This is a genomic window from Hymenobacter terrigena, assembly GCF_054776515.1.
The window spans coordinates 245,256-266,489 of record NZ_BAAHBU010000005.1 but is presented as its reverse complement, the minus strand read 5'-3'; the positions used below and the strand labels follow the sequence as shown (position 1 = coordinate 266,489).

Sequence of the window (21,234 nt, the reverse complement as noted above, 5' to 3'; positions counted from 1 at the left end):
CCCCGCCCTGGCTGCGTATAGCCGGAGCGAGGGCGGTTGGCGTTTGTGCCAGTTCGCCCCGCTTCATCCTTACCAAAACACCCCACCGCCATGCAGGACAAAGAAGAAGAACGGTCGCTTATCAACGTTGAGAGCAAACTGAATAAGGAAGGCTTCACCCAGGATTTCAACGTCGTGGATGGCCGCCTGCATACCATCGGCAGCGACTCCAATAAGACCTATGCTCCTGATGAAGTGACCATCGTAGATTTTTACCGTTTCGAAGGCGAGAGCGACCCCGATGACATGTCCGTTCTCTACGCCATCGAGGCCAACGACGGCGTTCGGGGTACCATCTCGAACGCCTACGGCACCTACGCTGACACCGACACCGACGACTTCCTCAAGCAGGTCGAAGACCTCGGCAAGAATCTGACGAAGAGGGACAAGTAGGACGCGCCCGTCCGAAATAGAACGTCCTGCTGAGCACAGCCGAAGCATTTCTACTGCGAGGGTAATTATCTACTTTCTCGGTAGGGATGCTTCGGTTGTGCTCAGCAGGACGTTCCAGCTTTTACTTGCCACGGTCTCGCCTTACCCCCACACTTTCGTGCCCTCTGAGCAGTTGCGGCACATCTCAATCTGGTCGCGGCCTTTGAGAAGGCTGCCGCGAAACTGCTGGTATTTGGGGCCACGCCAAAGCTGGCGGAATGTTTCGGTTTTGAGGTCTCCCTGGCGGTATTCGGCATCTTTGTCGAAGCAGCAGGGCACCACCAGGCCGTCCCAGGTAATGACGCAGGAGTGCCACATTTTCCAGCAGTGGTCGACCAGCTTGTTTTTCAGGCTCCAAGTATTGTCGCCGTTGTTCTGGTAGCGCGAGTAGTAGTCGATGGTGGGAATGAGTGGTGAGCCCTGCGCGTGGTCATAAATCTGGGCAGTCTTGAACCATACGTCGTCCACACCCAGCGCCTCGGCCAATTGCTTGGCGTCGTCAATCTGATGCTCATTAGGTCGCACCACCAGAAACTGAAAGATGATGCGCGGCGTGCTCGATTTTAGCTCTTTGCGCCATTTCACCACGTTGCGGGTACCCTCTAATACCTTTTCCAGCTTGCCGCCCACGCGGTACTGCTGATACACATCCTGCGTGGTGCCATCGAGGGAAATGATGAGGCGGTCGAGGCCGCTTTCCACCGTTTTGCGGGCGTTCTGGTCGTTGAGGTAGTGGGCATTGGTGCTGGTGGCGGTATAAATGCCTTTATCCGCTGCGTATTTCACCAGCTCCAGAAACTGCGGGTGCAGGTAAGGCTCGCCTTGGAAGTAGAAAATCAGGTACCACAACCGGCTGGCTACTTCGTCAATCGTCTTCTTAAATAAATCACCCTGCAGCATGCCCGTGGGCCGCGTGAAGGAACGCAGGCCACTGGGGCACTCCGGGCAGCGCAGGTTGCAGCTGGTGGTGGGCTCGAAGCTGAGCGCCATGGGCAAACCGCGCAGCCGGGCCTTGCCCGTAATCTTGCTCAGGATGTAGGAGCCGATGATTTGCGTCGCGTTCCAGACCCGCAGCGGGGTGGCTTTCGACAAAACATTGAGGCTATCGGTGAGCACGGACATAGGAAAGGGTTAAAAGCAGTAGCGCGAACTGTGTAGCTCGCGTCCCTGCGCCGGGAGGGGTTTCGGTGGCGCGGAGACGCGAACTACAAAGTTCGCGCTACTTCGGTTGCGTTCAGTCGAACGCTTATTTCTTGGTGGCCGGGAAATCGATGGCGCTGGTATAAGTGCTGGCCTTGCCAAACGACTCGTTTATTTCGTCGACGGCAGCACGGCTGCTTAGGCGCTTGGGTTTGGTATTGAGGAAGGTACCGTCTTCGCCCACCAGCATATACGTGGGCACTTCCTGCAAAGCGTATTCCTTGGCCACCATCGAGCGCAGGCCGCCGCCGGGAACGCGCACCTGCACGCCGGGCAGTTTTTTCACCGTCACCAGCTGCTTCCAGGCCTGCTCATTCTCATCCAAAGCAATGTTGATGAAGGTGATGTTTTTGCCTTCAAACTTGCGCATCAGTTCCTGGGCGTAGGCCAGGTCGCGCAAACACAGGCCGTTGGTGCTTTTCCAGAAGTTGAGGTACACCAGCTTGCCGGCGAAATCATGCAGGTGCACTGTGTCGCCGGTAGCGGTGGGCAGCTTGAAATCGGGAGCCGGCGCGCCGATGGCAAAATCCTTGTGCAGGTTGAAATCGGTTTGCAGCGTGGGATAGTACTGGTTCTTGGGGTCGTAGTTGCGGAAATCGGCCAGCATGGCGGCCGACTGCTTCACGTGCCCAAAGCGGAACGACTCCTGCAGCACGCGCCCCAAAATGATGGCCCGCGACGGGCCGGTGAGCTTCTTGCTGGCCAGTGCGTAGCAGGCCGGATAAAAGTCGGGGTCGGAGCGCTGGTGGTGGTCCTGGGCCACGGCGAAGTGCACGTAGTTGAGCAGAAACTCGTGGTAGAGTTCGCTCTGCACGGCATTGGGCTCGTTGAGCAGGCCGGGTTCGCGCAGGAAATTGTAGTAGTCGGGAGCCATTTTCAGGCGGCCTTCGGTGTTCACCACTTGCTCGCGCAGGTCCTGAAAGGTCAGCCTATCGTTGGCGTAAGCGTACACCACTTCGGCGTGAGCGTAATTGTAGAACTCCTGCGTGAACGACTGCTTGGCCGCGTGGTCTTCCAGAAACTCGTATTCGTGCTTGCGGCGGTACTCCAGGAAGGACAGAAACGGTGCTTCGTATAGCTGAATGTTATCGGGCAGTACCTGAAAACCATCGTTTTCCACAAACTGGGCATCGGCTTCTACCAGGTAATTGTTGGCGTTGGCGGCCTGCTGGCGATGGCGCTGCTCCTCGGTCAGGTTCGAGCGGTTGCGCAGCTTGGTGCCGAAGCCCGAAGGCACATCATTGGGTTTAAATTTCAGGGTACCCGACATGTCGCTGCCCTTGAAGCGCACGTCCATGTCGGTGCCGGGGTCGAGGAACAGCGGAGCCACGTCGTCGCCGTACACGAGGTCGGCCTTAGTAGCACCGCCCACAGGCACGACTATCTTGAAATCGCCTTTATCGTTGAGCGGCACCCGGAACAGCTTTTCCTTGGGGTCAAGCGGGTTTTCGCGCAGCGAAATCGCGACGGAATCAGTGGTAGGCCCACTCACCCGGCCGGTGAGGGTGGCCATGCCCGCCGAAGTAGCAGCCGCGACCGGAGCTGCTTTGGCGGCGGCACCCACCACCGTGGTTCGGCCCTGGGCGTGCCCCAGTAGCGGAGCCAGTACCAAAGCCGCCCCGACCAGCCGGCGCGCGCAAGTGACAAAAGATAATATCATGACAATAAAAACCAGCTCCGAGTAGTTGGTAACAACTCCAGCAGTTAATTGGACAATGGATAGAACTGACGAGATTTACCAGGCCATTCGCGGTAAAACCCTATCAGCAATCCGAAGATAAGGCTTTTTCGTTTATAAAATCCAAATCAAAATTCCGGCCTTTTGCGGCTGGGTTGGTGAGTCATGTCCTATCCACCGCAAACCTTTGCGGCCATCGGCTGATAATCAAGCTGCTTTTTCTTATCCGAACAAGCCGTTCAGCACTTCGTCGAGCCGACTCACGGCGTGCACTTTCAGGCCAAACCGGGCTAAGTCCAATCCCTTGCCGTTGAATTGGGAGACGTACATCTGCTGGAAACCCAGCTTTTCGGCCTCGGCCAGACGTTGGTCGAGGCGGCTCACGGCCCGGATTTCGCCGCTCAGCCCTACTTCGGCCGCCAGGCAGACGTTGCCGGGAATGGGTAGGTCGTTGAGCGAGGAAACCACGGCGGCGCACACGGCCATGTCCAGCGCTGGGTCGTCGAGCCGCAGGCCGCCGGCGATGTTCAGGAACACGTCGTGCTGGCCCAGGCGCAGGCCGGCGCGCTTTTCGAGCACGGCCAGCAGCATTTGCAGGCGCTTGGCATCGAAGCCGGTGCTGCTGCGCTGCGGCGTGCCATAGGTGGCAGGCGTGACCAAGGCCTGCACTTCGACCAGCAGTGGGCGGTTGCCCTCCAGCGTGGCCCCGATGGCCATGCCGCTCAGGCTCTCGCCGCGCTGCGAAAGCAGGATTTCGGAAGGGTTGCTCACTTGGCGCAAGCCGTCGCCCTGCATCTCATAAATCCCTAATTCTGACGTGCTACCGAAACGATTTTTGGTGGTGCGCAGGATGCGGTAGCTCATGTGCCGGTCGCCTTCGAACTGCAGCACGGTATCCACCATGTGCTCCAGGATTTTGGGGCCCGCGATGCTGCCATCTTTGGTGATGTGGCCGATGAGGAGCACCGGCGTGCTGGTTTCCTTGGCGAATTTCAGGAACTCGGCGGTGCATTCGCGCACCTGGCTCACACTGCCCGCACCGCTCTCCACCAGCGTGGAGTGCATGGTCTGGATGGAGTCGATGACCAAGATGTTGGGTTGCACCTGGTCAATCTGCCGGAAGATGTTCTGGGTGTTCGTCTCCGTGAGGATGTAGCAGCCGGGATGCTGGCCGTCGGCCATGCGTTCGGCGCGCATTTTTATCTGGGCTTCGCTTTCCTCGCCGCTCACGTAGAGCACCTTCATACTCCGGAGGCTGAGGGCAATCTGGAGCATCAGCGTGCTTTTGCCAATGCCCGGTTCGCCGCCAATGAGGATGATGGAGCCCGGCACAATGCCGCCACCCAGCACGCGGTTCAACTCACCGTCGGGGGTGATGATGCGGGGCTCGTCTTCGGCCAGGATGTCGCCGAGTGGGACCGACTTGGCGGCTTTGGTGAGGTTGCCGCCGGGCACGGTGCTGGCGGGTTTCCACTGGCCCGTGGTGGTAGCTACGGTTTCTTTCTGGACGACTTCCTCTACGTAGGTATTCCACTCGCCGCAGACGGGGCAGCGGCCTATCCATTTCGCCGATTGGGCGCCGCAGGATTGGCAGAAAAAGACGGTTCTGGCTTTGGCCATAAAAAGGCGTTGATTCGATAGATGGGGAATAATTACAAGGCTGGCAGCGGCAAAAAAGTTGCTTAAAAACGGAGGTATCCGGGCGGCCGCCCCTTTTTGCAGAGGTCGCAAGGTACGGCCCGAAGCGCCCCGCCAACTTCAACATTACGCCCCGCCCGGGGTTATGCAAACATGGCTATTTCTGCTACCCTCGCCCCCGCCGACCTCTCCCCCATCACCGCCTTCGCTGGCCTGCCTGCCGACACGCTGGCCTGGCTGCTGGCTCACGGCGAGGCCCGCTCCTACGCGCCCAATGAAGTCATCATCGAAGCCGGTTCGCCCGCCGATTTTATGATGGCCGTGGTGCGCGGCGGCATCCAATTCTACACTGGGCAGGGCGGGCAGCACACGCCGGTATTCCGCATCGAAACCGGACAGGTATCGGGCGTGCTGCCCTATTCCCGACTGCGCGAAGTGAAAAACCAGGGCACCGCCACTGGCGAAACCTTGCTCTACCTGCTGCACCGCAACCACTTTCCGGCCCTGGAGCAAGCCAGCCCCGAGCTGGTCCAGCGCCTCGTCGGCATCATGAACGACCGCAGTCGCGACCAGGTGCGCGGCCAGGAACGCGACGACAAGCTGCGCGCCCTGGGCAAGCTTTCGGCCGGACTGGCCCATGAGCTCAACAACCCCGCTGCGGCCATTGCCCGCGCCGCCCAGGCCCTGGCCAACCGCGTGGGGGCCAAGCCCGCACTGTTTGTGGAGCTGGTGGGCCACTGCCCCTCGCCCGAAGCCATGCGAGCCCTCACCGGCCTGGCCGTGCCTAGCGCCGAGGCCCAGCCGCCGCAAAGCGCCCTGGCTCGCGCCGACCGTGAAGACGAGTTGGCCGACTGGCTCGCCTCCCACAACGTGCCCAATGGTTATAACCTGGCCCCGGCCCTGCTTGAAGCCGGCGTGACGCCCGCCGCCCTAACCACCGTGGCCGAACTGCTGCCGCCGGCCGCCCGCCCGGCTGCCTTTGCTTGGCTCGAAGGCCAGCTCACTACCATGCAGCTGGTGCATGACGTACAGGAAGCCGGCAGCCGCATCAGCAAGCTGGTGGCCGATGTGAAGACGTACTCGCACATGGACCGGGCCAGCGGCTTCGAGCCGCTCGATGTGACGACTGGTTTAGAAAGCACGCTCAACATCCTGGGGTTTCAGTTGCGGCAGAAAAACGTGCAGGTTATCCGCGATTTCGCGCCCGGTCTGCCGCTAATTCGCGGGCAGGTGAGCAGCCTCAACCAGGTGTGGACCAACCTGCTTGACAACGCCATTGACGCCCTGCCCGCGCAGGGCGGCAAAATTACCCTGCGCACCCAGCGGGAAGGCGACTTCGTGCGCGTATTTTTGATTGATAACGGCACCGGCATTCCGGCCGACGTGCTGCCGCACATCTTCGAGCCCTTTTTCACCACCAAGCAGGCTGGCGACGGCTCTGGACTGGGCCTCGATATTGCGCAGCAGATTATTCGGCAGCACGACGGGCGGCTGGAAGTCCATTCCGAGCCCGGCCGCACTGAATTCTGCGCCTGGCTGCCCATTGCTAATTGATTCAGCCTCATCATCATGCCCGACAAAAAACCTATTATCCTCGCCGTTGATGACGACCCGCAGGTCTTGGCCGCCATTGCCCGCGACCTGCGCCAAGAGTTTAGCAAGGATTACCGCATTCTGCGCGTGAATTCCGGCCCCGAGGCGCTCACGACTATCAAAGAGCTGCACGAAAAGGAGGAGCCGCTGGCCCTCATCGTGGCCGACCAGCGCATGCCCGAACTGGAAGGCGTGGAGCTGCTCACGGCCTCGCGCGAATTTTTCCCGGATGCCAAGCGCGTGCTGCTCACGGCCTACGCCGACACCGAGGCCGCCGTGCGCGCCATCAATTCGGCCCGGCTCGACCATTACCTGATGAAGCCCTGGGACCCGCCCGAAAACCTGCTTTATCCGATTCTGCACGATTTGCTCACGGCCTGGCAGGTTACGCATAAGCCCAAGTTTGGCGGCATCCGGCTCATTGGGTTTCAATGGTCGCCGCTTTCGCACGAGCTCAAGGATTTCCTGAGCGGCTACATGGTGGGCTACCAATGGCTCGACTACGAAACCAATCCCGAAGCCAAGGAGTTGGTGAAAGCCCGCGGCTTCACTTCTACGGATTTGCCTCTTGTCATCTGCGCCGATGGCAAGGCCGTAGCCAACCCCACCAAAGCTGCTTTGGCCGAGCACCTGAACATCGCCAACCAGCCTTTGCAGGACCTGTACGACGTGGTGGTGGTGGGCGCCGGACCATCCGGACTGGCCGCCGCCGTGTACGGAGCCAGCGAAGGCCTCAAAACCCTCATCGTGGAGCGTCAGACGCCCGGCGGGCAGGCCGGCACCAGCTCACGCATCGAAAACTACCTGGGGTTTCCCACTGGCTTAAGCGGAGCCGAGCTGGCTTTCCGCGCCTGGACTCAGGCTGTGCGCCTCGGGGCCGAGTTCCTGGCCCCGCAGGAGGTGTCCGACCTCTGCATCCAGGATGGCTACAAAGTTCTGACTCTGAGCGACGGCCGTGAAATCAGTACCAAGGCCGTAGTACTCACTACTGGCGTGAGCTACCGCACCCTCGACGTGCCGGGGATGGAGCGCCTGAGCGGGGCGGGTGTGTACTATGGCGCGGCCCGCACCGAAGCCCGTAGCTGCGACGAGCAGGACGTGTACATCGTGGGCGGTGGCAATTCAGCCGGGCAGGCGGCCATGTACCTGGCCAGCTATGCCCGCAAGGTGTTCATCGTCATTCGCGGGGCCAACCTGGCCGCCAGCATGTCGGCCTATCTCATTGAGCAAATTCGCACGACGCCCAACATCGAGCTATTGCCGCACTCGCAGATAAAAGAAGTGTGCGGCCAGGACCACCTCGAAGCCGTGATGGTGGATGTGAACGGTACCGTCGAAAAGCGCCCCGCTCGCGCCCTGTTCGTCTTCATCGGCGCCAAACCCAGCACCGAGTGGATTTGCGACCAAGTGTTGTGTGACGGCAAAGGCTTCCTCCTCACCGGCCGCGACCTCGTGACCGACCCGCGCTATGCCGAAGTCTGGAAGAAAGACCGGGAGCCTTATTTGCTGGAAACCTGCGTACCAGGGATTTTTGCGGCCGGCGACAGCCGCGCCGGGGCCATGGCCCGCGTGGCCTCGGCCGTGGGCGAGGGCAGCATGGCCATCAAGTTCGTACACCAGTACCTGGACGAGTAAGGATTAGGGCAGGAGGGTAAAAGCTTGTGGGGGCAGGAGTTTGGCAAATAACGCGCAATTCCTACCCCCACAGTCTTTTACCCTCCTGCCTAAAAACCTTACGCTTCCAGCATCAGCTGGTCGGGCAGGTTCATCAGGTAGTCGCCGTAACCGCTTTTGCGCAGCGGAGCGGCAATGGCGCGGAGTTGGTCGGCATCAATAAAGCCCTGGCGGTAAGCCGCTTCCTCAATCGAACCCACTTTCAAACCCTGGCGCTGCTCAATCACCTTCACGAACTCGCCAGCCTGCATCAGGCTTTCGAACGTGCCGGTATCGAGCCAGGCCGTGCCCCGGCCGAGGATGCCTACTTTCAGGGTGCCACGGCGCAGATACTCGCGGTTCACGTCGGTGATTTCGTACTCACCACGCGGGCTCATTTCCAGATTTTTGGCGATTTCTACCACGTCGTTGTCGTAGAAATACAGGCCGGGCACGGCGTAGTTGCTTTTAGGCTTAGCTGGCTTTTCTTCGATGCTGAGGGCTTTTTTGTCCGCGTCGAACTCTACCACGCCGTAACGCTCGGGGTCGTGTACGTGGTAGGCGAACACCACGCCGCCTTCGGGGTCGTTGTTTGACTTCAGCAGCTCTTCCAGGCCCGCGCCGTAGAAAATATTATCGCCGAGCACCAGCGCCACCTTGTCTTTGCCAATAAAATCGGCACCCAGCACGAAGGCTTGGGCCAAGCCGTTGGGCACCTCCTGCACCACGTACTGGAAATCGCAGCCCAGGCTCTTGCCGTCGCCGAGCAGCTTTTTGAACTGCTCCTGGTCGTGGGGCGTGGTGATAATCAGCACTTCCCGAATACCCGCCGACAGCAGAATCGACAGCGGATAATAAATCATCGGCTTGTCGTACACGGGCATGAGCTGCTTCGATACGGCCAGCGTGAGCGGGTGCAGGCGGGTGCCGGAGCCGCCGGCAAGGATAATTCCTTTCATAGAAGTGGGAAACGTTAGAACGTCATGCAGAGCGCAGCGAAGCATCTCGCATGCAATGGTAAATCAATTATTTTACGAGGCAAACGAGATGCTTCGCTGCGCTCTGCATGACAATCGGCAACCTAATTTCTTTCCGCGATAAATGCCTGATTGGCCTTGAACCACTCCAGTGTCTTCTTTAAGCCCTCGCGGATACGCACCTGCGGCTGGTAGCCCAGCAGGCGGTTAGCCTTCGAAATATCGGCCAGGGAATCGCGGATATCGCCAGCGCGGTCCGGCCCGAATTTCGGAGCCAAATCCGAGCCCGCTTCCTCGCGCAAAATGTCGTACATCTGCACCAAAGAGGTGCGGTCGCCCACGGCGATGTTGTACACCTGACCCAGCGCCTCAGGATTCTGCACCAAGGCGGCGCGAATATTGGCTTCCACGCAGTTCTCTACGAAGGTGAAGTCACGGGTCTGGCCGCCGTCACCGTTGAGCGTAGGCGGCGTGTTTTGCAGAATAGCGTCGATGAACAGCGGAATCACGGCCGCGTAGGCTCCGCCGGGGTCCTGGCGCGGGCCGAAGATGTTGAAGTAGCGCAGGCCGATGATTTCCATGCCGTAGGTCTTGGCAAAGACGTCGGCATACAGCTCATTGGCATACTTCGTCACCGCATAGGGCGAGAGCGGCTTGCCGATGCGGTCTTCCACTTTGGGCAAGCCGGGATGGTCGCCGTAAGTCGAAGACGACGCCGCGTACACGAAGCGCTTCACGCCTGCGTCCTTGGCGGCCGTCAGCATCTGCACGAAGCCGCCCACGTTCACGTCATTCGTCAGCACCGGGTCTTTGATGGAGCGCGGCACCGAGCCGAGCGCGGCCTCGTGCAGCACTACATCCACCCCTGCACAGGCAGCAGCACAGGTAACCGCGTCACGGATGTCGCCATCCAGAATTTCCAGCCGCACATCATCGGCGAACAGGGCCAGATTCTTGCGGAAGCCGTTGGAATAGTTGTCCAACGTCCGCACTTTTTTCACGCCGTATTTCAGCAGATACTCCACGATGTTGGAGCCGATGAAGCCCGCGCCGCCAGTAACGAGAAAAGTCAGATTGTCGAGCGGCTGCTCGTGGAAGGGGTTTTCGTACACGATGATGAATTATGAGTTTTGAGTTATGAATTATGAGTTGTCAAATCATCGGCCTTTTGAGTGGCCAATTCACAACTCACAGTTCATAATCCATAATTTAAAGCGCTAGCGCCCCGCGTATTGCTTCTGATTGTAGTCCTGATACGCGCCGCTCGTTACGCTATTGAGCCACTCTTCGTTGGCGAGGTACCAGTCCACGGTTTGGGCCAGGCCCTGCTCGAAGGTCACGGACGGCTTCCAGCCCAGTTCGTTCATGATTTTGCTGGAGTCGATAGCGTAGCGCATGTCGTGGCCGGCGCGGTCGGTCACAAACTTGATGAGCTTGCGGGAAGTGCCTTGCGCTTGGCCGGTTTTCTCGTCCACCACGTCGCAGAGCAGTTCGATGAGCTTGAGGTTCTGCCACTCGTTTACGCCGCCGATGTTGTAGGTATCGCCGTTTTTGCCCTTATGAAACACCGCGTCGATGGCCGTGGCGTGGTCTTTCACGAAAAGCCAGTCGCGCACGTTTTCGCCTTTGCCGTACACGGGCACCGGCTGGCCGGTGCGCAGGCGGTGAATGGCCAGCGGGATGAGTTTCTCAGGGAAGTGGTTGGGGCCGTAGTTGTTCGAGCAGTTGCTCAGCTTGATAGGCATGCCATACGTGTGGTGCCAGGCGCGCACGAAATGGTCAGAGCTGGCTTTCGAAGCCGAGTAGGGCGAGCGCGGGTCGTAAGCCGTTTCCTCCGTGAACATCTCGGGGCCGAAGTCCAGCGAGCCGTACACCTCGTCGGTGCTCACGTGGTAGAACACGTGGCCGTCGTAGCCGCCGGGCTGCCACAGGTGGCGGGCCGCGTTCAGCAAATTCACCGTACCAATGACGTTGGTTTTCACGAAAGCCATCGGGTCGGTGATGCTGCGGTCCACGTGCGACTCGGCCGCGAGGTGAATCACCGCGTCGGGCTCCTCATTGGCGAACAGCTGGTCGATGAAGTTCTGGTCGGCGATGTCGCCCTTAATGAACTTGTAGTTCGAGGCGTTTTCAATGTCGCGCAGGTTTTCCAGATTGCCGGCGTAGGTCAGCGCGTCGAGGTTGATAATCTGGTAATTCGGATATTTCGTTACGAAGAGCCGAACTACGTGAGAGCCAATGAAACCGGCGCCGCCAGTGATGAGGATTTTCATGGTGTTAAGTATTTGTCATGGTGCGCAATGCGCCGCATAACGGTCTCTATAATCTGCTTATTTTTTAGCCAATGCTTGCTGCCATTTCCATGCGCTGGCGAGCGAATCAGCCAGAGAGGTTTCCGTTTTAAAGCCCAGCACCTGCTCTGCTTTCGTGGCATCAGCGTAGATGGCAGGCACATCGCCGGCGCGGCGCGGGCCGATGCGGTAATTGAGTTTCTGGCCGCTTACCTGCTCGAAGGTTTGCACCACTTCCAGCACCGAATTGCCGTGGCCCGTGCCCACGTTGAAGGTTTCCACGGTTTCGCTGCCCTTGCGGTCGAGCAAGCGCTGCACGGCCACAACGTGCGCCTTGGCCAGGTCCACGACGTGGATGTAGTCGCGGATGTTAGTGCCGTCCACAGTATCGTAGTCGCTGCCGTTAATGGTCAGTTGCTCCCGGATACCGGCCGCCGTCTGGGTGATAAACGGCACGAGGTTATTGGGTACGCCCAATGGCAGCTCGCCAATCTTAGCCGATTCGTGGGCGCCAATAGGATTGAAATAGCGCAACAGAATGGTGTGCAGCTCGTTGGTGGGCGCGGCCGACACATCGCGCACCACGTCTTCGCACATCTGCTTGGTGCGGCCGTAGGGCGACGAAGCCGGCTTGGTGGGCGTATTCTCCGTCACGGGCAGCGCGTCGGGAATGCCGTACACAGTGCACGACGACGAGAATACCAGGTTTGGCACCTTGAACTCGGCCATCACGCCCAGCAGCGTCAGCAGCGAGCCCACGTTGTTCTGGAAGTAAGCAAGCGGCTTGGCTACTGATTCACCCACGGCCTTGTAAGCAGCAAAGTGAATCACGCCCTGAATGTCCTTTTCGGCTTCAAATACGCCGCGTAAGGCCGCCGCGTCGGCGCAGTCGATGCGATAGGTCGGCACCTTTACACCCAGAATGGACTCGATGCCAGCCAAAGCTGACTCTTCCGAATTGCTGAAGTTATCCACAATAACTGGCTGGTAGCCGGCCTGCTGGAGCGCCACCACCGCGTGGGAGCCAATGTAGCCGGCACCGCCGGTAACGAGTATCTTGCTCATATGCTGTGCTCAGTCAATTACTACAGGCTCCAGTATTGCAGGTCCTTCATCTTGCCGCGGTACAGGCCTTTGATGTCGACCAGCACGGCGTTGTCGGAGGTGATGGACTGGAAGTAGGCTTCGTCTTTCGATGCGTAAGGGGCGTGGCTCACCGCCACAATTACGGCATCGTAGTCGGAGCGCACGTCGTCGTTGTGGGTCAGGCGGAAGCCGTACTCATGGTGCAGTTCGTTGGAGTCGGCGTGCGGGTCTACGATGTCGACGTTCACCGAGAAGTTTTTCAACTCCTGAATCACGTCGGCCACCTTCGAGTTGCGGATATCTTCCACGTTTTCCTTGAAGGTAGCGCCCATCACCAGCACGCGGCTTTTGGCCACGTCCTTGCCTTTTTTAATCATCATCTGCACCGTTTTGCGGGCGATGTAGGCTCCCATGTTGTCGTTGGTGGTGCGGCCCGAAAGAATCACCTTAGCATCGTAGCCCAGCTCTTTCGCCTTGTAGGTCAGGTAGTACGGGTCAACACCAATGCAGTGGCCGCCTACCAGACCGGGCGAGAACCTCAGGAAGTTCCACTTGGTGCCAGCGGCTTCCAGCACCTCGTAGGTGTTGATGCTCATGCGGTCGAAAATCATCGACAGCTCGTTCATCAGGGCAATGTTGACGTCGCGCTGGGTGTTTTCGATGATTTTGGCGGCCTCGGCCACGCGGATGCTGCTGGCGCGGTGCACGCCGGCCTTCACCACCAGCTCGTAGACTCTGGCAATGGTGTCGAGCGACTCCTCGTCGCAGCCGCTCACCACTTTCACGATGCGCGTGAGGGTGTGTTCCTTGTCGCCGGGGTTGATGCGCTCGGGCGAGTAGCCCACTTTGAAGTCGGTCGGGAATTTGAGGCCCGAGAGGCGCTCCATCACCGGAATGCAGTCTTCCTCGGTGCAGCCGGGGTATACAGTGCTTTCGAACACCACGTAGTCACCCTTTTTCAACACTTTGCCTACCGAGCCGGACGCGCCGAGCAACGGCTTCAAGTCGGGCTGGGCGTGCTCGTCGATGGGCGTGGGCACGGCCACGATGTAGAATTGCGCCTGGCGCAGCACTTCCAACGAATCGGTGAAGGTGATGTCGCAGCCTTCAAAGTCCTTCTTTTCGAGCTCGCCGCTGGGGTCGATGCCTTCTTTCATCTGGGCCACGCGGCCGGCGTTGATGTCGAAGCCAATCACCTTGAGTTGCTTGGCAAATTCGAGGGCAATAGGAAGGCCCACGTAACCGAGGCCGATGACGGCCAGGGTGGCCTCTTTGCGCAATAGTTGGTCGTACACGAGAGTAATGGTCAGTTGCTAATTTTCACGGTTAGTTGCTGATTTTCGGCAACTTATTAGTAGTGCGCCCCAGCGGCCGAACCGTACGGCCGTCGGGACTCAGTTCATATTTTTCGGCGCTTTCGGGGCAGGTGGCGTGGCCCTGCTGGTCGAAATTGAGGCGGTGGCCGTAGGCGCTCATCCAGCCCTGCAGGCGGGCGGGCGTGCCGTATACGAGGGCATACGCTGGAACGTCGTGCGTGACCACGCTGCCCGCGCCCACGAAGGCGTAGCGGCCCAGCCGGGTGCCGCACACAATGGTGGCATTGGCCCCAATGGTGACGCCCTGCTCCAGATAAGTGGTCTGGTACTGGCCGGGACCTTTGCGGGGCACGGCACTGCGCGGTTTTTTTACGTTGGTAAACACCACCGAAGGCCCCAGGAATACGTCGTCTTCGCATACCACGCCGCCGTAGAGGCTCACGTTGTTCTGCACTTTTACGTTGCGGCCCAACGTCACGCCGTCGGCCACAAATACGTTCTGGCCCAGGTTGCAGTCTTCGCCGATATCGGCCCCGGCGCAAACGTGGCAGAAGTGCCAGATGCGGCTACCCCGGCCTATCTGGCACCCCTCGTCGAGGATGGCCGTAGGATGAGCGTAATAATCGGGGGTATTGAGGGGCATTCGGGGCAGTCGAGCGGTTCAGCCCGCAAAGGTAAGGACAAGGGCGGGGTTGGCTTCGTACTTTTGGGTAATTCCCTTATTGTGCTTGCATTATGGCTCAGCCCGCCTTCCAAACCGAACCCACCAGCTATGTTTCGCCCGAAGAATATCTGCGCCTGGAGCGCGAGGCGGAATTTAAACACGAATATTTTCAGGGCGAAATCCGCGCCATGGCCGGGGCTGGCTACGCACACAACCTGATTTGCGCGAATCTGACCATCGAAATTGGCAGCCAATTGCGCGGCAAAGGCTGCTCGGTAGTGGGCAGCGACCAGCGCCTGCAAATCATGAGCGGCAGCGCCTTCGTGTACCCGGACCTGACGGTGGTGTGCGGCAAGCCGGAATTCAACGAAGAAAAAAAACCCGATACGCTGCTGAACCCCACGCTACTGGTGGAAGTGCTGTCGCCCACCACCAGCCAGTACGACCGCAGCGAGAAGTTCATGCTCTACCGACAGGTGCCCAGCCTGCGCCAGTACCTGACGCTGGACGCCCAATCCATTCATGCCGAGTTGCACACGCGGGACGACCTGGGCCGCTGGGTGCTCACCGAAACCCGCGACCTGAACGCGGTGCTGGACTTGAGCAGCGTAGCCTGCCAGGTGCCGCTGGCGGAGGTGTATGCGGGCGTGCAATTTTAAATTTAAAGCTTCACGCACACATTCTGTGCCTCGGTGAAAAACCGCAACGCCTCCAGCCCGCCTTCGCGGCCCACACCGGAGTTTTTCATGCCGCCGAAGGGCGTGCGCAGGTCGCGGTGCAACCAAGTATTTATCCAGACGATGCCGCTGTGCAGCTGGTGGGCCACGCGGTGGGCGCGCTGCAAGTCGCGCGTCCAGAGGGTGGCGGAGAGGCCGTAGTCGGTGCTGTTGGCCATCATCAGGGCTTCTTCGTCGGTGTCGAAGGGCGTGAGCGTGACGACCGGGCCGAAAATTTCCTCCTGGTTGGTGCGGCAGTCGAAGGGCAGGTTCTCGAACACGGTGGGCTCCAGGAAGTAGCCGTCGGCGCAACGGCCGGGCACGGTGGCACGGTGGCCGCCGGCGAGGAGCACGCCGCCTTCATCATGCGCCAGCTTGATGTAAGCCAGCACTTTACTCAGATGGGCTTCGCTCACCAGCGCCCCCTGCTTGGTGTCGGCTTCGAGCGGGTCGCCAATTTTCTGGTCCTTGAGCTGCTTGAGAAACTCGGTTTTGAAGGCCTCGTAAATCGGGCGCTCGATGAAGATACGCGAGCCGCACAGGCAAATCTGGCCCTGGTTGGCAAAGCTGCTGCGGATACTGGTGGCCACGGCGGCGGCCAAGTCGCAATCGGCGAAAATGATGTTCGGATTCTTGCCGCCCAACTCCAGACTCAGCTTTTTGAACATGGGCGCAGCCGTGGCGGCGAGGTGCCGGCCGGTGGCCGTGCCGCCCGTGAAGCTGATGGCCTTGATGCCCGGGTGCTCCACAATGGCCTGCCCGCAGTTCGGGCCGTTGCCGTGGATGATGTTGAGCACGCCCGCCGGCAGGCCGGCTTCGATGCACAATTCACTCAGCAAAAAAGCCGTAGCCGGGGTGATTTCCGAAGGCTTGGCGACCACGCAGCAGCCCACGGCCAGGGCCGGCGCAATTTTCCAGGTGAAGAGGTAGAGCGGCAGGTTCCACGGCGAAATACAGCCTACCACACCCACCGGGTGGCGTACGGTGTAGTTCACGGCTACGTCGTCCTGCACGTGGGCTTCGGTGGCGAAGTGGCCGGCGGCGGTGCCGAAAAAGTGGAAATTGGAGGCTGCGCGGGGGATGTCCATTGCGCGGGCCAGGCTCAGGGGCTTGCCGTTGTCCTGGCTTTCGGCGCGGGCCAAGCGGTCGAGGTTGGCGTCGATGAGGTCGGCGATTTTGACCAGCAGGCGGCCCCGGTCCTCAGCGGGGAGGGCGCGCCAGGCGGGCAGGGCGGCTTCGGCGGCGGCCACAGCGGCGGCCACGTCTTCGGGGCCGGAATCGGGAATCTGACCGTAGGCCTGGCCGGTAGCGGGGTCTACGTTGTCGAGGTAGCGGCCGGCCTGCGGCGGCACGAGTTGGCCGTTGAGGTAGTTCTGAATGCGAAGCATGGGACGAACTTACGACCCTTCCGGCAACCGGATTTGCTTAGCTGTGGGGAGCAGCCGCCACTAAATCCGGCACGTCCCCGGCGGGTAGGTTAGTATCGGCAATAAAATAGAGGGGACGCTGCCGTACGTTGGCCGACATCCGGGCCATGTACTCGCCGATGATGCCGATGGCAATGAGCTGCACACCACCCAGAAACAGAATGCTCACCATCAGCGAGGCCCAGCCCGGCTCGTAGTCATGGCTAATAAACCGGGAGTAGAGCGTGTAGAGCATCACCAGAAAGGCAATGCCCGAGACAGTGAAGCCCATGATGGTGGCCGCTTTCAGGGGCACATCGGAAAAGGCGGTGATGCCATCGAGCGCCAGCCGAATCATCTTGCGGTAGGTGTAGCCGGTTTCGCCGCCGGCCCGCTCGGCGCGGTCATATTCCACAAACGTCTGACGGTAGCCAATCCAGGAAATCTGGCCGCGCAGAAACTTGTTCTGCTCGGGCATCCGCTTCAGGCCTTCCACCACTTTGCGGGAAATGATGCGGAAGTCGCCGGTATCAACCGGAATAGACACATTGGTGATACTGGCCAGAATGCGGTAGAACAGGCGGGCCGTAAACTTTTTGGCCGCGCTCTCGCCCTGCCGGGAGCGGCGCTTGGCGTACACCACTTCGTAGCCTTCCTGCATTTTCTGGTATAGCAGCGGTATCAACTCGGGCGGGTCCTGCAAGTCGGCATCGATGATAACGACGGCCTGGCCAGCAGCCCGGTCCAAGCCGGCGGTAACCGCGATTTGGTGCCCAAAATTGCGGCTCAGGTCAATGTAGCGCACGCGGGGGTCGCGGGCGGCCAGGGCCAGCAGCATCGGCAGCGACTGGTCGCGCGAGCCGTCGTTGATGAAAACTAACTCGAACCCTCCAGGCAGCACCATGGGCTCCAGCACACTCAGCAAGCGGCGGTGCAACTCGCTGATGTTGAGCTCTTCGTTGTAGATGGGGATAATTACGGAAAGGTCCACGCAGGCTTCGGTCAGGCTAAAGGAAGAGGGTTAAATAAACATTTGAGGCAGGCTCAACATGCTTATGCACAATATTTTACATCTGCAATAAGGAGACTTGCCGGTGCCGCGAATCAGCAATACCACTTTAGCGGTTTTTACTGCTTGTCACCCAAGCTTCTCAGTATGGTTCATGCCCGACAAAAGTAAGAGATTACAAGTCCCTTCACGGCGAGGGAGGCCAACGCCAGAGTATGCCTCAGCCGCGCACTTGCTACCGCACGCATTACCTGCGGCGGCCTCGGGCAGAACAAGACGCCGGCTTGGATTAGCTCCTCGCCCAACACTTGCCCGACAACATCTGTCAGTTCAAAAGCCTGTGCTTGGAAACAGGAATATTTCGCAGCTGACGGTATGCCGTAAATTGCTGGGGCGACCGGAATTTCCACACTTTAACGTAGTCAATGACCATATCGCCATCGGCAAATTTAGCGGCCCGGCTGGTTGCTACATTTATGATTATCCGGGCGGTTTCTTCATGCGTTTTCACTACCGTGGCAGGCACGGAGAATATTTCCCGGTCATTGAAGAAGAAAGTGACCTCCTGTGGGGTCCATACGGCACTATACGTATTAAATCCTTTGGCCAGGCTTTTTCCGTGCTTATAAATGCGTGTGCCATTGGTCCAGCAGGCAGGCGTGGCAGTATCGCCCTGGCATTCGCTGTATTTTTTTTCCCAGTCCAGCACGCCGAGCTGCAACAGGCGCTGCGGCACGTCGTTGCCATTATCGAAAATATCAATCTCCGTATTGGGGCTGTGAAGCCAGAAGGCGGGCATAATACCGAGGCCGCTGCCAGGTAGTTTGCAGCGAATTTCGAACAGGCCATAGGTAAAGCCATTGTACGCGTGGCCAGTCGCTGGCTTTAGGGAATCGACTGCTACCCTGGAAATCATTTTACACGATGCGTACCCAATGCTTCCGCCGTTGGGCGACGAGGCGGTGGCAATTGCACGAGGCGGCACCGGCGCCGGCCGAATTACACCATGTTTAGCGGCTGAGTCTGTTGCCGCTTGCCGCTGCGCCATTGTCAGCCGTTTGGTATGTAGCTTAATAAATCCTCCCGTTAGCATCTCCAGCTGCGAAGAGGGCGAATACTCACTGTAGTCATCATTGACGGCGGTGTAGAAATCAGCATCCCAGCGCTGCCTGAACTGCGGGTCTGAGGTCGATTTATAGGTAAACTCTTCATTGAAGACCGGCGCTACCTGAAAGCTGGACCGGTCCAGCAGATTTTGTCCGGCTGCACTCAGGCACCCCACCCATAAAACGAAAGCCAGCGAACATCCACTTTTGCACATTCTATACACTGCTGTCATTGCCTAATAATATGGTTTGCTTCTACTACAAGGAGCTTACCTTTGTCATTACGTCAAGCATCATTTCCATTCTTATCCATGAAAAAGTACATTGTTTTGCTGAGCTTAGGTTTGCTCAGCGCTTGCTCTTCAGACACTAAATCTACCAGTGCTTCAGGAGATAAAATCATCACGGCCAATGATTTTGAGTCGACGGCAGGCTGGGATGTAAGCCCAACTATGCTGGACCGTGGCCGGGCTCATTCCGGCAAATATGCCATCAAAGTTGATAAGGACCATGAATTCAGCCTGACCTTTGATACCCCGCTGGGCCAAGCTTCGCCAACTAAAATCAAGACCGTCCATCTGGAGGCGTGGGCCTTTCTGCCTAGTGATAAATCGACGGGGGTGCTGGGTGTTCAGATAATGGATGCCAACAACCAGCAAGTATTCGGTGATGGCATCAAGCTGGGCGAAGTTGTAAAATCCCACAACAAATGGGTGCAGGTAGGACAGGATTTCGTTCTGCCGGATAACATTACCGCCGCGCAGCACATCCGCATGTCATTGTGGCGAGCTGATGCCAGCGACCAGGTACTGGTGGATGATGTAAAATTGAGCATCAAAGATTAGCCTTATTTGCTACTAGCTACTCTTACGACGGGATGCGGCGCCGGTGTCCCGGCTCCGCATCCTGCCTTTTGCGCTGGCTCCGGTTCAGCGCCCGCTTCGAAACGCACTTCTACCAATGACTAAGCGCAACTGGTCCAAGCTATTAATAGCATTTATTGTTCTTGATATAGCCCTAACGTACTGGCAGAACTACCAGCTGCAGCTAGACGGCGATTTAGTCAATATTGTGCTGCCCTCGCCGGGCTATAGCAAGGTGTTACACGACCCTTTTGGCTGGTCGGTATTTACGCGGAATGAAATATACGCAGGCACCAACCGCTTCTTCGCGCACGGCACCATGTACCTGTACTGGCGACAGTTGCCCCGGCTACTGCAGCATTTCATGTCTGCCATCGATAGCCTTTATGTAAGCAGTGCGATTTTCAATACTGCTGTGCAAACCCTTCTGGTGTTTGTGCTGGCAGCCTACGTACGACAAGGCACAGGGGCCCCGCGCGGTAGTTGGGGATATTGGCTGGCCGCAGCCTTGCTGGTACCGCTTTTTCAGACAGAAGGCTTTTACGGGCAGATGGGCATTACCAACCAAGCCATTACCTACACTTTCTTCTACGCTTTTCCGATACTGCTGCTACTGCTGTTGTTCTGGCCATTCTTCCAAGCTGCTCAGCGGCAGCAACCACTTCGACTACCTTGGTGGCGAGCCGGTTTGCTGGTGCTACTCATGGTAGTTATTTCTTTTAATGGCCCCATTGCGACCGCAGCCATAGCGGTGCTATTGCTGGGGATTGGACTCTATTGGGCCTGGTTGCAATGGCACACCGTTCCGACCAGCGCCGCTCCACGTACGCTTGCGGTTGGGTGGCTTTCAGGGCAAGCCATGTGGCTATTAGCCATTCTGGCTATTCTGAGCATTTACTCGCTCTACATTGGTCGCAACAATATAGAAAACTCCCATACCTATACCCTTTCAGAACTCTATAAGCTGCTGCCGACGGGTGTGTACAAGGAACTCTGGATGCAATGGGCCTTGCCTATGCTTCTTTTATTGCTGGTGATTAACGGGCAACTCATCCGCTGGCTCATTCCACCTGCTCCAGACCGCAACCGGGTGCTGCTCAGCTTACGTGCCGTGGGTCTATTTTCTGTGCTATTTATCCTGTTGTTGCCCTTCGGAGGTTACCGTAGCTACCGCCCCTATCTGATACGTGGCGACTCTATCCTTCCAGTGTTGATTGGGCTTATCTATGCCTACGGGTTAACAACGTATTTTCTTCTATTTCACTTACGCGGCTTAGTATGGCGTGGCTACGTAGCCACAACTGTAGTGTTCTTGGGCATCTTTACCTATACCGACGCTGTTTTTCAGATGCCCCGAACCAATGATTGTGAGCGGTGGGCTTTTGCCCAAATGGCCGATTCGCCAGAACCGGTAGTGCACATTTATGCTTCCTGTAACTTGCTAAGCTGGGGGATGATGTCCGACTATAACGCATCAGACCAGAACGCCGACATGCTTTATTATTGGGGCGTCACAAATAGCAAGAAGCTTTATTACCAACAGTAAGTTAGTATACGCTTCTCCGTT

General features: G+C 58.5%; 18 protein-coding genes. 6 read left to right on the top strand and 12 right to left on the bottom strand.

The window, feature by feature from the left end:
• Window positions 1–90: 90 nt before the first annotated feature.
• Window positions 91–432: a hypothetical protein gene (locus ACYU7Q_RS20355; RefSeq protein ID WP_460611296.1), complete on the top strand. Its 342-nt coding sequence runs from the start codon at window positions 91–93 to the stop codon at window positions 430–432.
• Window positions 433–573: 141 nt separating this feature from the next.
• Here the strand turns inward: ACYU7Q_RS20355 and ACYU7Q_RS20350 are convergent, their stop codons facing one another.
• The 3 genes from ACYU7Q_RS20350 to radA form a co-directional block, all read right to left on the bottom strand.
• The gene (locus tag ACYU7Q_RS20350; RefSeq protein WP_460611295.1) at window positions 574–1,593 is read right to left on the bottom strand and encodes an SPASM domain-containing protein; all 1,020 of its coding nucleotides are present in this window, start codon (window positions 1,591–1,593) and stop codon (window positions 574–576) included.
• Between the two features lie 124 nt (window positions 1,594–1,717).
• The gene (locus ACYU7Q_RS20345; RefSeq protein ID WP_460611294.1) at window positions 1,718–3,331 is read right to left on the bottom strand and encodes a TlpA family protein disulfide reductase; all 1,614 of its coding nucleotides are present in this window, start codon (window positions 3,329–3,331) and stop codon (window positions 1,718–1,720) included.
• Window positions 3,332–3,571: 240 nt separating this feature from the next.
• On the bottom strand, window positions 3,572–4,969 hold the full coding sequence (radA, locus tag ACYU7Q_RS20340; protein ID WP_460611293.1) for a DNA repair protein RadA: 1,398 nt from the start codon (window positions 4,967–4,969) through the stop codon (window positions 3,572–3,574).
• Between the two features lie 171 nt (window positions 4,970–5,140).
• Here radA and ACYU7Q_RS20335 point away from each other — a divergent pair, with 171 nt between their 5' ends.
• A complete protein-coding gene (locus ACYU7Q_RS20335) occupies window positions 5,141–6,541 on the top strand; it encodes an ATP-binding protein (RefSeq protein ID WP_460611292.1) in 1,401 nt (466 codons plus the stop codon).
• Between the two features lie 15 nt (window positions 6,542–6,556).
• Complete coding sequence (locus ACYU7Q_RS20330) at window positions 6,557–8,215, top strand: NAD(P)/FAD-dependent oxidoreductase (RefSeq protein WP_460611291.1); 1,659 nt, start codon at window positions 6,557–6,559, stop codon at window positions 8,213–8,215.
• A 98-nt stretch (window positions 8,216–8,313) separates the two neighbouring features.
• On the opposite strand, the gene rfbA is transcribed toward ACYU7Q_RS20330, so the two are convergent.
• The 6 genes from rfbA to ACYU7Q_RS20300 all read right to left on the bottom strand — a co-directional run bounded on the left by rfbA (window position 8,314) and on the right by ACYU7Q_RS20300 (window position 14,546).
• On the bottom strand, window positions 8,314–9,192 hold the full coding sequence (gene rfbA, locus ACYU7Q_RS20325) for a sugar nucleotidyltransferase (protein WP_460611290.1): 879 nt from the start codon (window positions 9,190–9,192) through the stop codon (window positions 8,314–8,316).
• Between the two features lie 122 nt (window positions 9,193–9,314).
• Entirely contained in the window at window positions 9,315–10,322 is a 1,008-nt protein-coding gene (locus ACYU7Q_RS20320; protein ID WP_460611289.1) for an SDR family oxidoreductase, read from the bottom strand.
• Between the two features lie 105 nt (window positions 10,323–10,427).
• Entirely contained in the window at window positions 10,428–11,483 is a 1,056-nt protein-coding gene (gene rfbB / locus ACYU7Q_RS20315) for a dTDP-glucose 4,6-dehydratase (protein WP_460611288.1), read from the bottom strand.
• A 57-nt stretch (window positions 11,484–11,540) separates the two neighbouring features.
• Window positions 11,541–12,566 (bottom strand): NAD-dependent epimerase/dehydratase family protein, encoded by a 1,026-nt coding sequence (gene galE, locus ACYU7Q_RS20310; protein ID WP_460611287.1) that lies wholly within the window; start codon window positions 12,564–12,566, stop codon window positions 11,541–11,543.
• Between the two features lie 20 nt (window positions 12,567–12,586).
• The gene (locus ACYU7Q_RS20305) at window positions 12,587–13,882 is read right to left on the bottom strand and encodes a nucleotide sugar dehydrogenase (RefSeq protein WP_460611286.1); all 1,296 of its coding nucleotides are present in this window, start codon (window positions 13,880–13,882) and stop codon (window positions 12,587–12,589) included.
• A 31-nt stretch (window positions 13,883–13,913) separates the two neighbouring features.
• Window positions 13,914–14,546, bottom strand: a complete 633-nt coding sequence (locus tag ACYU7Q_RS20300; RefSeq protein WP_460611285.1) for an acyltransferase — start codon at window positions 14,544–14,546, stop codon at window positions 13,914–13,916.
• A gap of 92 nt (window positions 14,547–14,638) precedes the next feature.
• On the opposite strand from ACYU7Q_RS20300, the gene ACYU7Q_RS20295 reads away from it, so the two are divergent.
• Complete coding sequence (locus ACYU7Q_RS20295) at window positions 14,639–15,226, top strand: Uma2 family endonuclease (RefSeq protein ID WP_460611284.1); 588 nt, start codon at window positions 14,639–14,641, stop codon at window positions 15,224–15,226.
• Between the two features lie 2 nt (window positions 15,227–15,228).
• Here the strand turns inward: ACYU7Q_RS20295 and ACYU7Q_RS20290 are convergent, their stop codons facing one another.
• The 3 genes from ACYU7Q_RS20290 to ACYU7Q_RS20280 all read right to left on the bottom strand — a co-directional run bounded on the left by ACYU7Q_RS20290 (window position 15,229) and on the right by ACYU7Q_RS20280 (window position 19,037).
• Window positions 15,229–16,671: an aldehyde dehydrogenase gene (locus ACYU7Q_RS20290; protein ID WP_460611283.1), complete on the bottom strand. Its 1,443-nt coding sequence runs from the start codon at window positions 16,669–16,671 to the stop codon at window positions 15,229–15,231.
• Between the two features lie 37 nt (window positions 16,672–16,708).
• A complete protein-coding gene (locus ACYU7Q_RS20285) occupies window positions 16,709–17,680 on the bottom strand; it encodes a glycosyltransferase family 2 protein (RefSeq protein WP_460611282.1) in 972 nt (323 codons plus the stop codon).
• Window positions 17,681–18,023: 343 nt separating this feature from the next.
• A complete protein-coding gene (locus ACYU7Q_RS20280) occupies window positions 18,024–19,037 on the bottom strand; it encodes a glycoside hydrolase family 16 protein (RefSeq protein WP_460611281.1) in 1,014 nt (337 codons plus the stop codon).
• A 78-nt stretch (window positions 19,038–19,115) separates the two neighbouring features.
• On the opposite strand from ACYU7Q_RS20280, the gene ACYU7Q_RS20275 reads away from it, so the two are divergent.
• Complete coding sequence (locus tag ACYU7Q_RS20275; protein WP_460611280.1) at window positions 19,116–19,649, top strand: hypothetical protein; 534 nt, start codon at window positions 19,116–19,118, stop codon at window positions 19,647–19,649.
• A gap of 115 nt (window positions 19,650–19,764) precedes the next feature.
• Window positions 19,765–21,213: a hypothetical protein gene (locus ACYU7Q_RS20270; RefSeq protein WP_460611279.1), complete on the top strand. Its 1,449-nt coding sequence runs from the start codon at window positions 19,765–19,767 to the stop codon at window positions 21,211–21,213.
• The last annotated feature ends 21 nt before the right edge of the window (window positions 21,214–21,234 follow it).

Coding starts and splice junctions, on each gene's coding strand:
- ACYU7Q_RS20355 (WP_460611296.1), top strand. CDS start 91: ATGCAGGACAAAGAAGAAGAACGGTCGCTTATCAACGTTGAGAGCAAA.
- ACYU7Q_RS20350 (WP_460611295.1), bottom strand. CDS start 1,593: ATGTCCGTGCTCACCGATAGCCTCAATGTTTTGTCGAAAGCCACCCCG.
- ACYU7Q_RS20345 (WP_460611294.1), bottom strand. CDS start 3,331: ATGATATTATCTTTTGTCACTTGCGCGCGCCGGCTGGTCGGGGCGGCT.
- radA (WP_460611293.1), bottom strand. CDS start 4,969: ATGGCCAAAGCCAGAACCGTCTTTTTCTGCCAATCCTGCGGCGCCCAA.
- ACYU7Q_RS20335 (WP_460611292.1), top strand. CDS start 5,141: ATGGCTATTTCTGCTACCCTCGCCCCCGCCGACCTCTCCCCCATCACC.
- ACYU7Q_RS20330 (WP_460611291.1), top strand. CDS start 6,557: ATGCCCGACAAAAAACCTATTATCCTCGCCGTTGATGACGACCCGCAG.
- rfbA (WP_460611290.1), bottom strand. CDS start 9,192: ATGAAAGGAATTATCCTTGCCGGCGGCTCCGGCACCCGCCTGCACCCG.
- rfbB (WP_460611288.1), bottom strand. CDS start 11,483: ATGAAAATCCTCATCACTGGCGGCGCCGGTTTCATTGGCTCTCACGTA.
- galE (WP_460611287.1), bottom strand. CDS start 12,566: ATGAGCAAGATACTCGTTACCGGCGGTGCCGGCTACATTGGCTCCCAC.
- ACYU7Q_RS20300 (WP_460611285.1), bottom strand. CDS start 14,546: ATGCCCCTCAATACCCCCGATTATTACGCTCATCCTACGGCCATCCTC.
- ACYU7Q_RS20295 (WP_460611284.1), top strand. CDS start 14,639: ATGGCTCAGCCCGCCTTCCAAACCGAACCCACCAGCTATGTTTCGCCC.
- ACYU7Q_RS20290 (WP_460611283.1), bottom strand. CDS start 16,671: ATGCTTCGCATTCAGAACTACCTCAACGGCCAACTCGTGCCGCCGCAG.
- ACYU7Q_RS20280 (WP_460611281.1), bottom strand. CDS start 19,037: ATGACAGCAGTGTATAGAATGTGCAAAAGTGGATGTTCGCTGGCTTTC.
- ACYU7Q_RS20275 (WP_460611280.1), top strand. CDS start 19,116: ATGAAAAAGTACATTGTTTTGCTGAGCTTAGGTTTGCTCAGCGCTTGC.
- ACYU7Q_RS20270 (WP_460611279.1), top strand. CDS start 19,765: ATGACTAAGCGCAACTGGTCCAAGCTATTAATAGCATTTATTGTTCTT.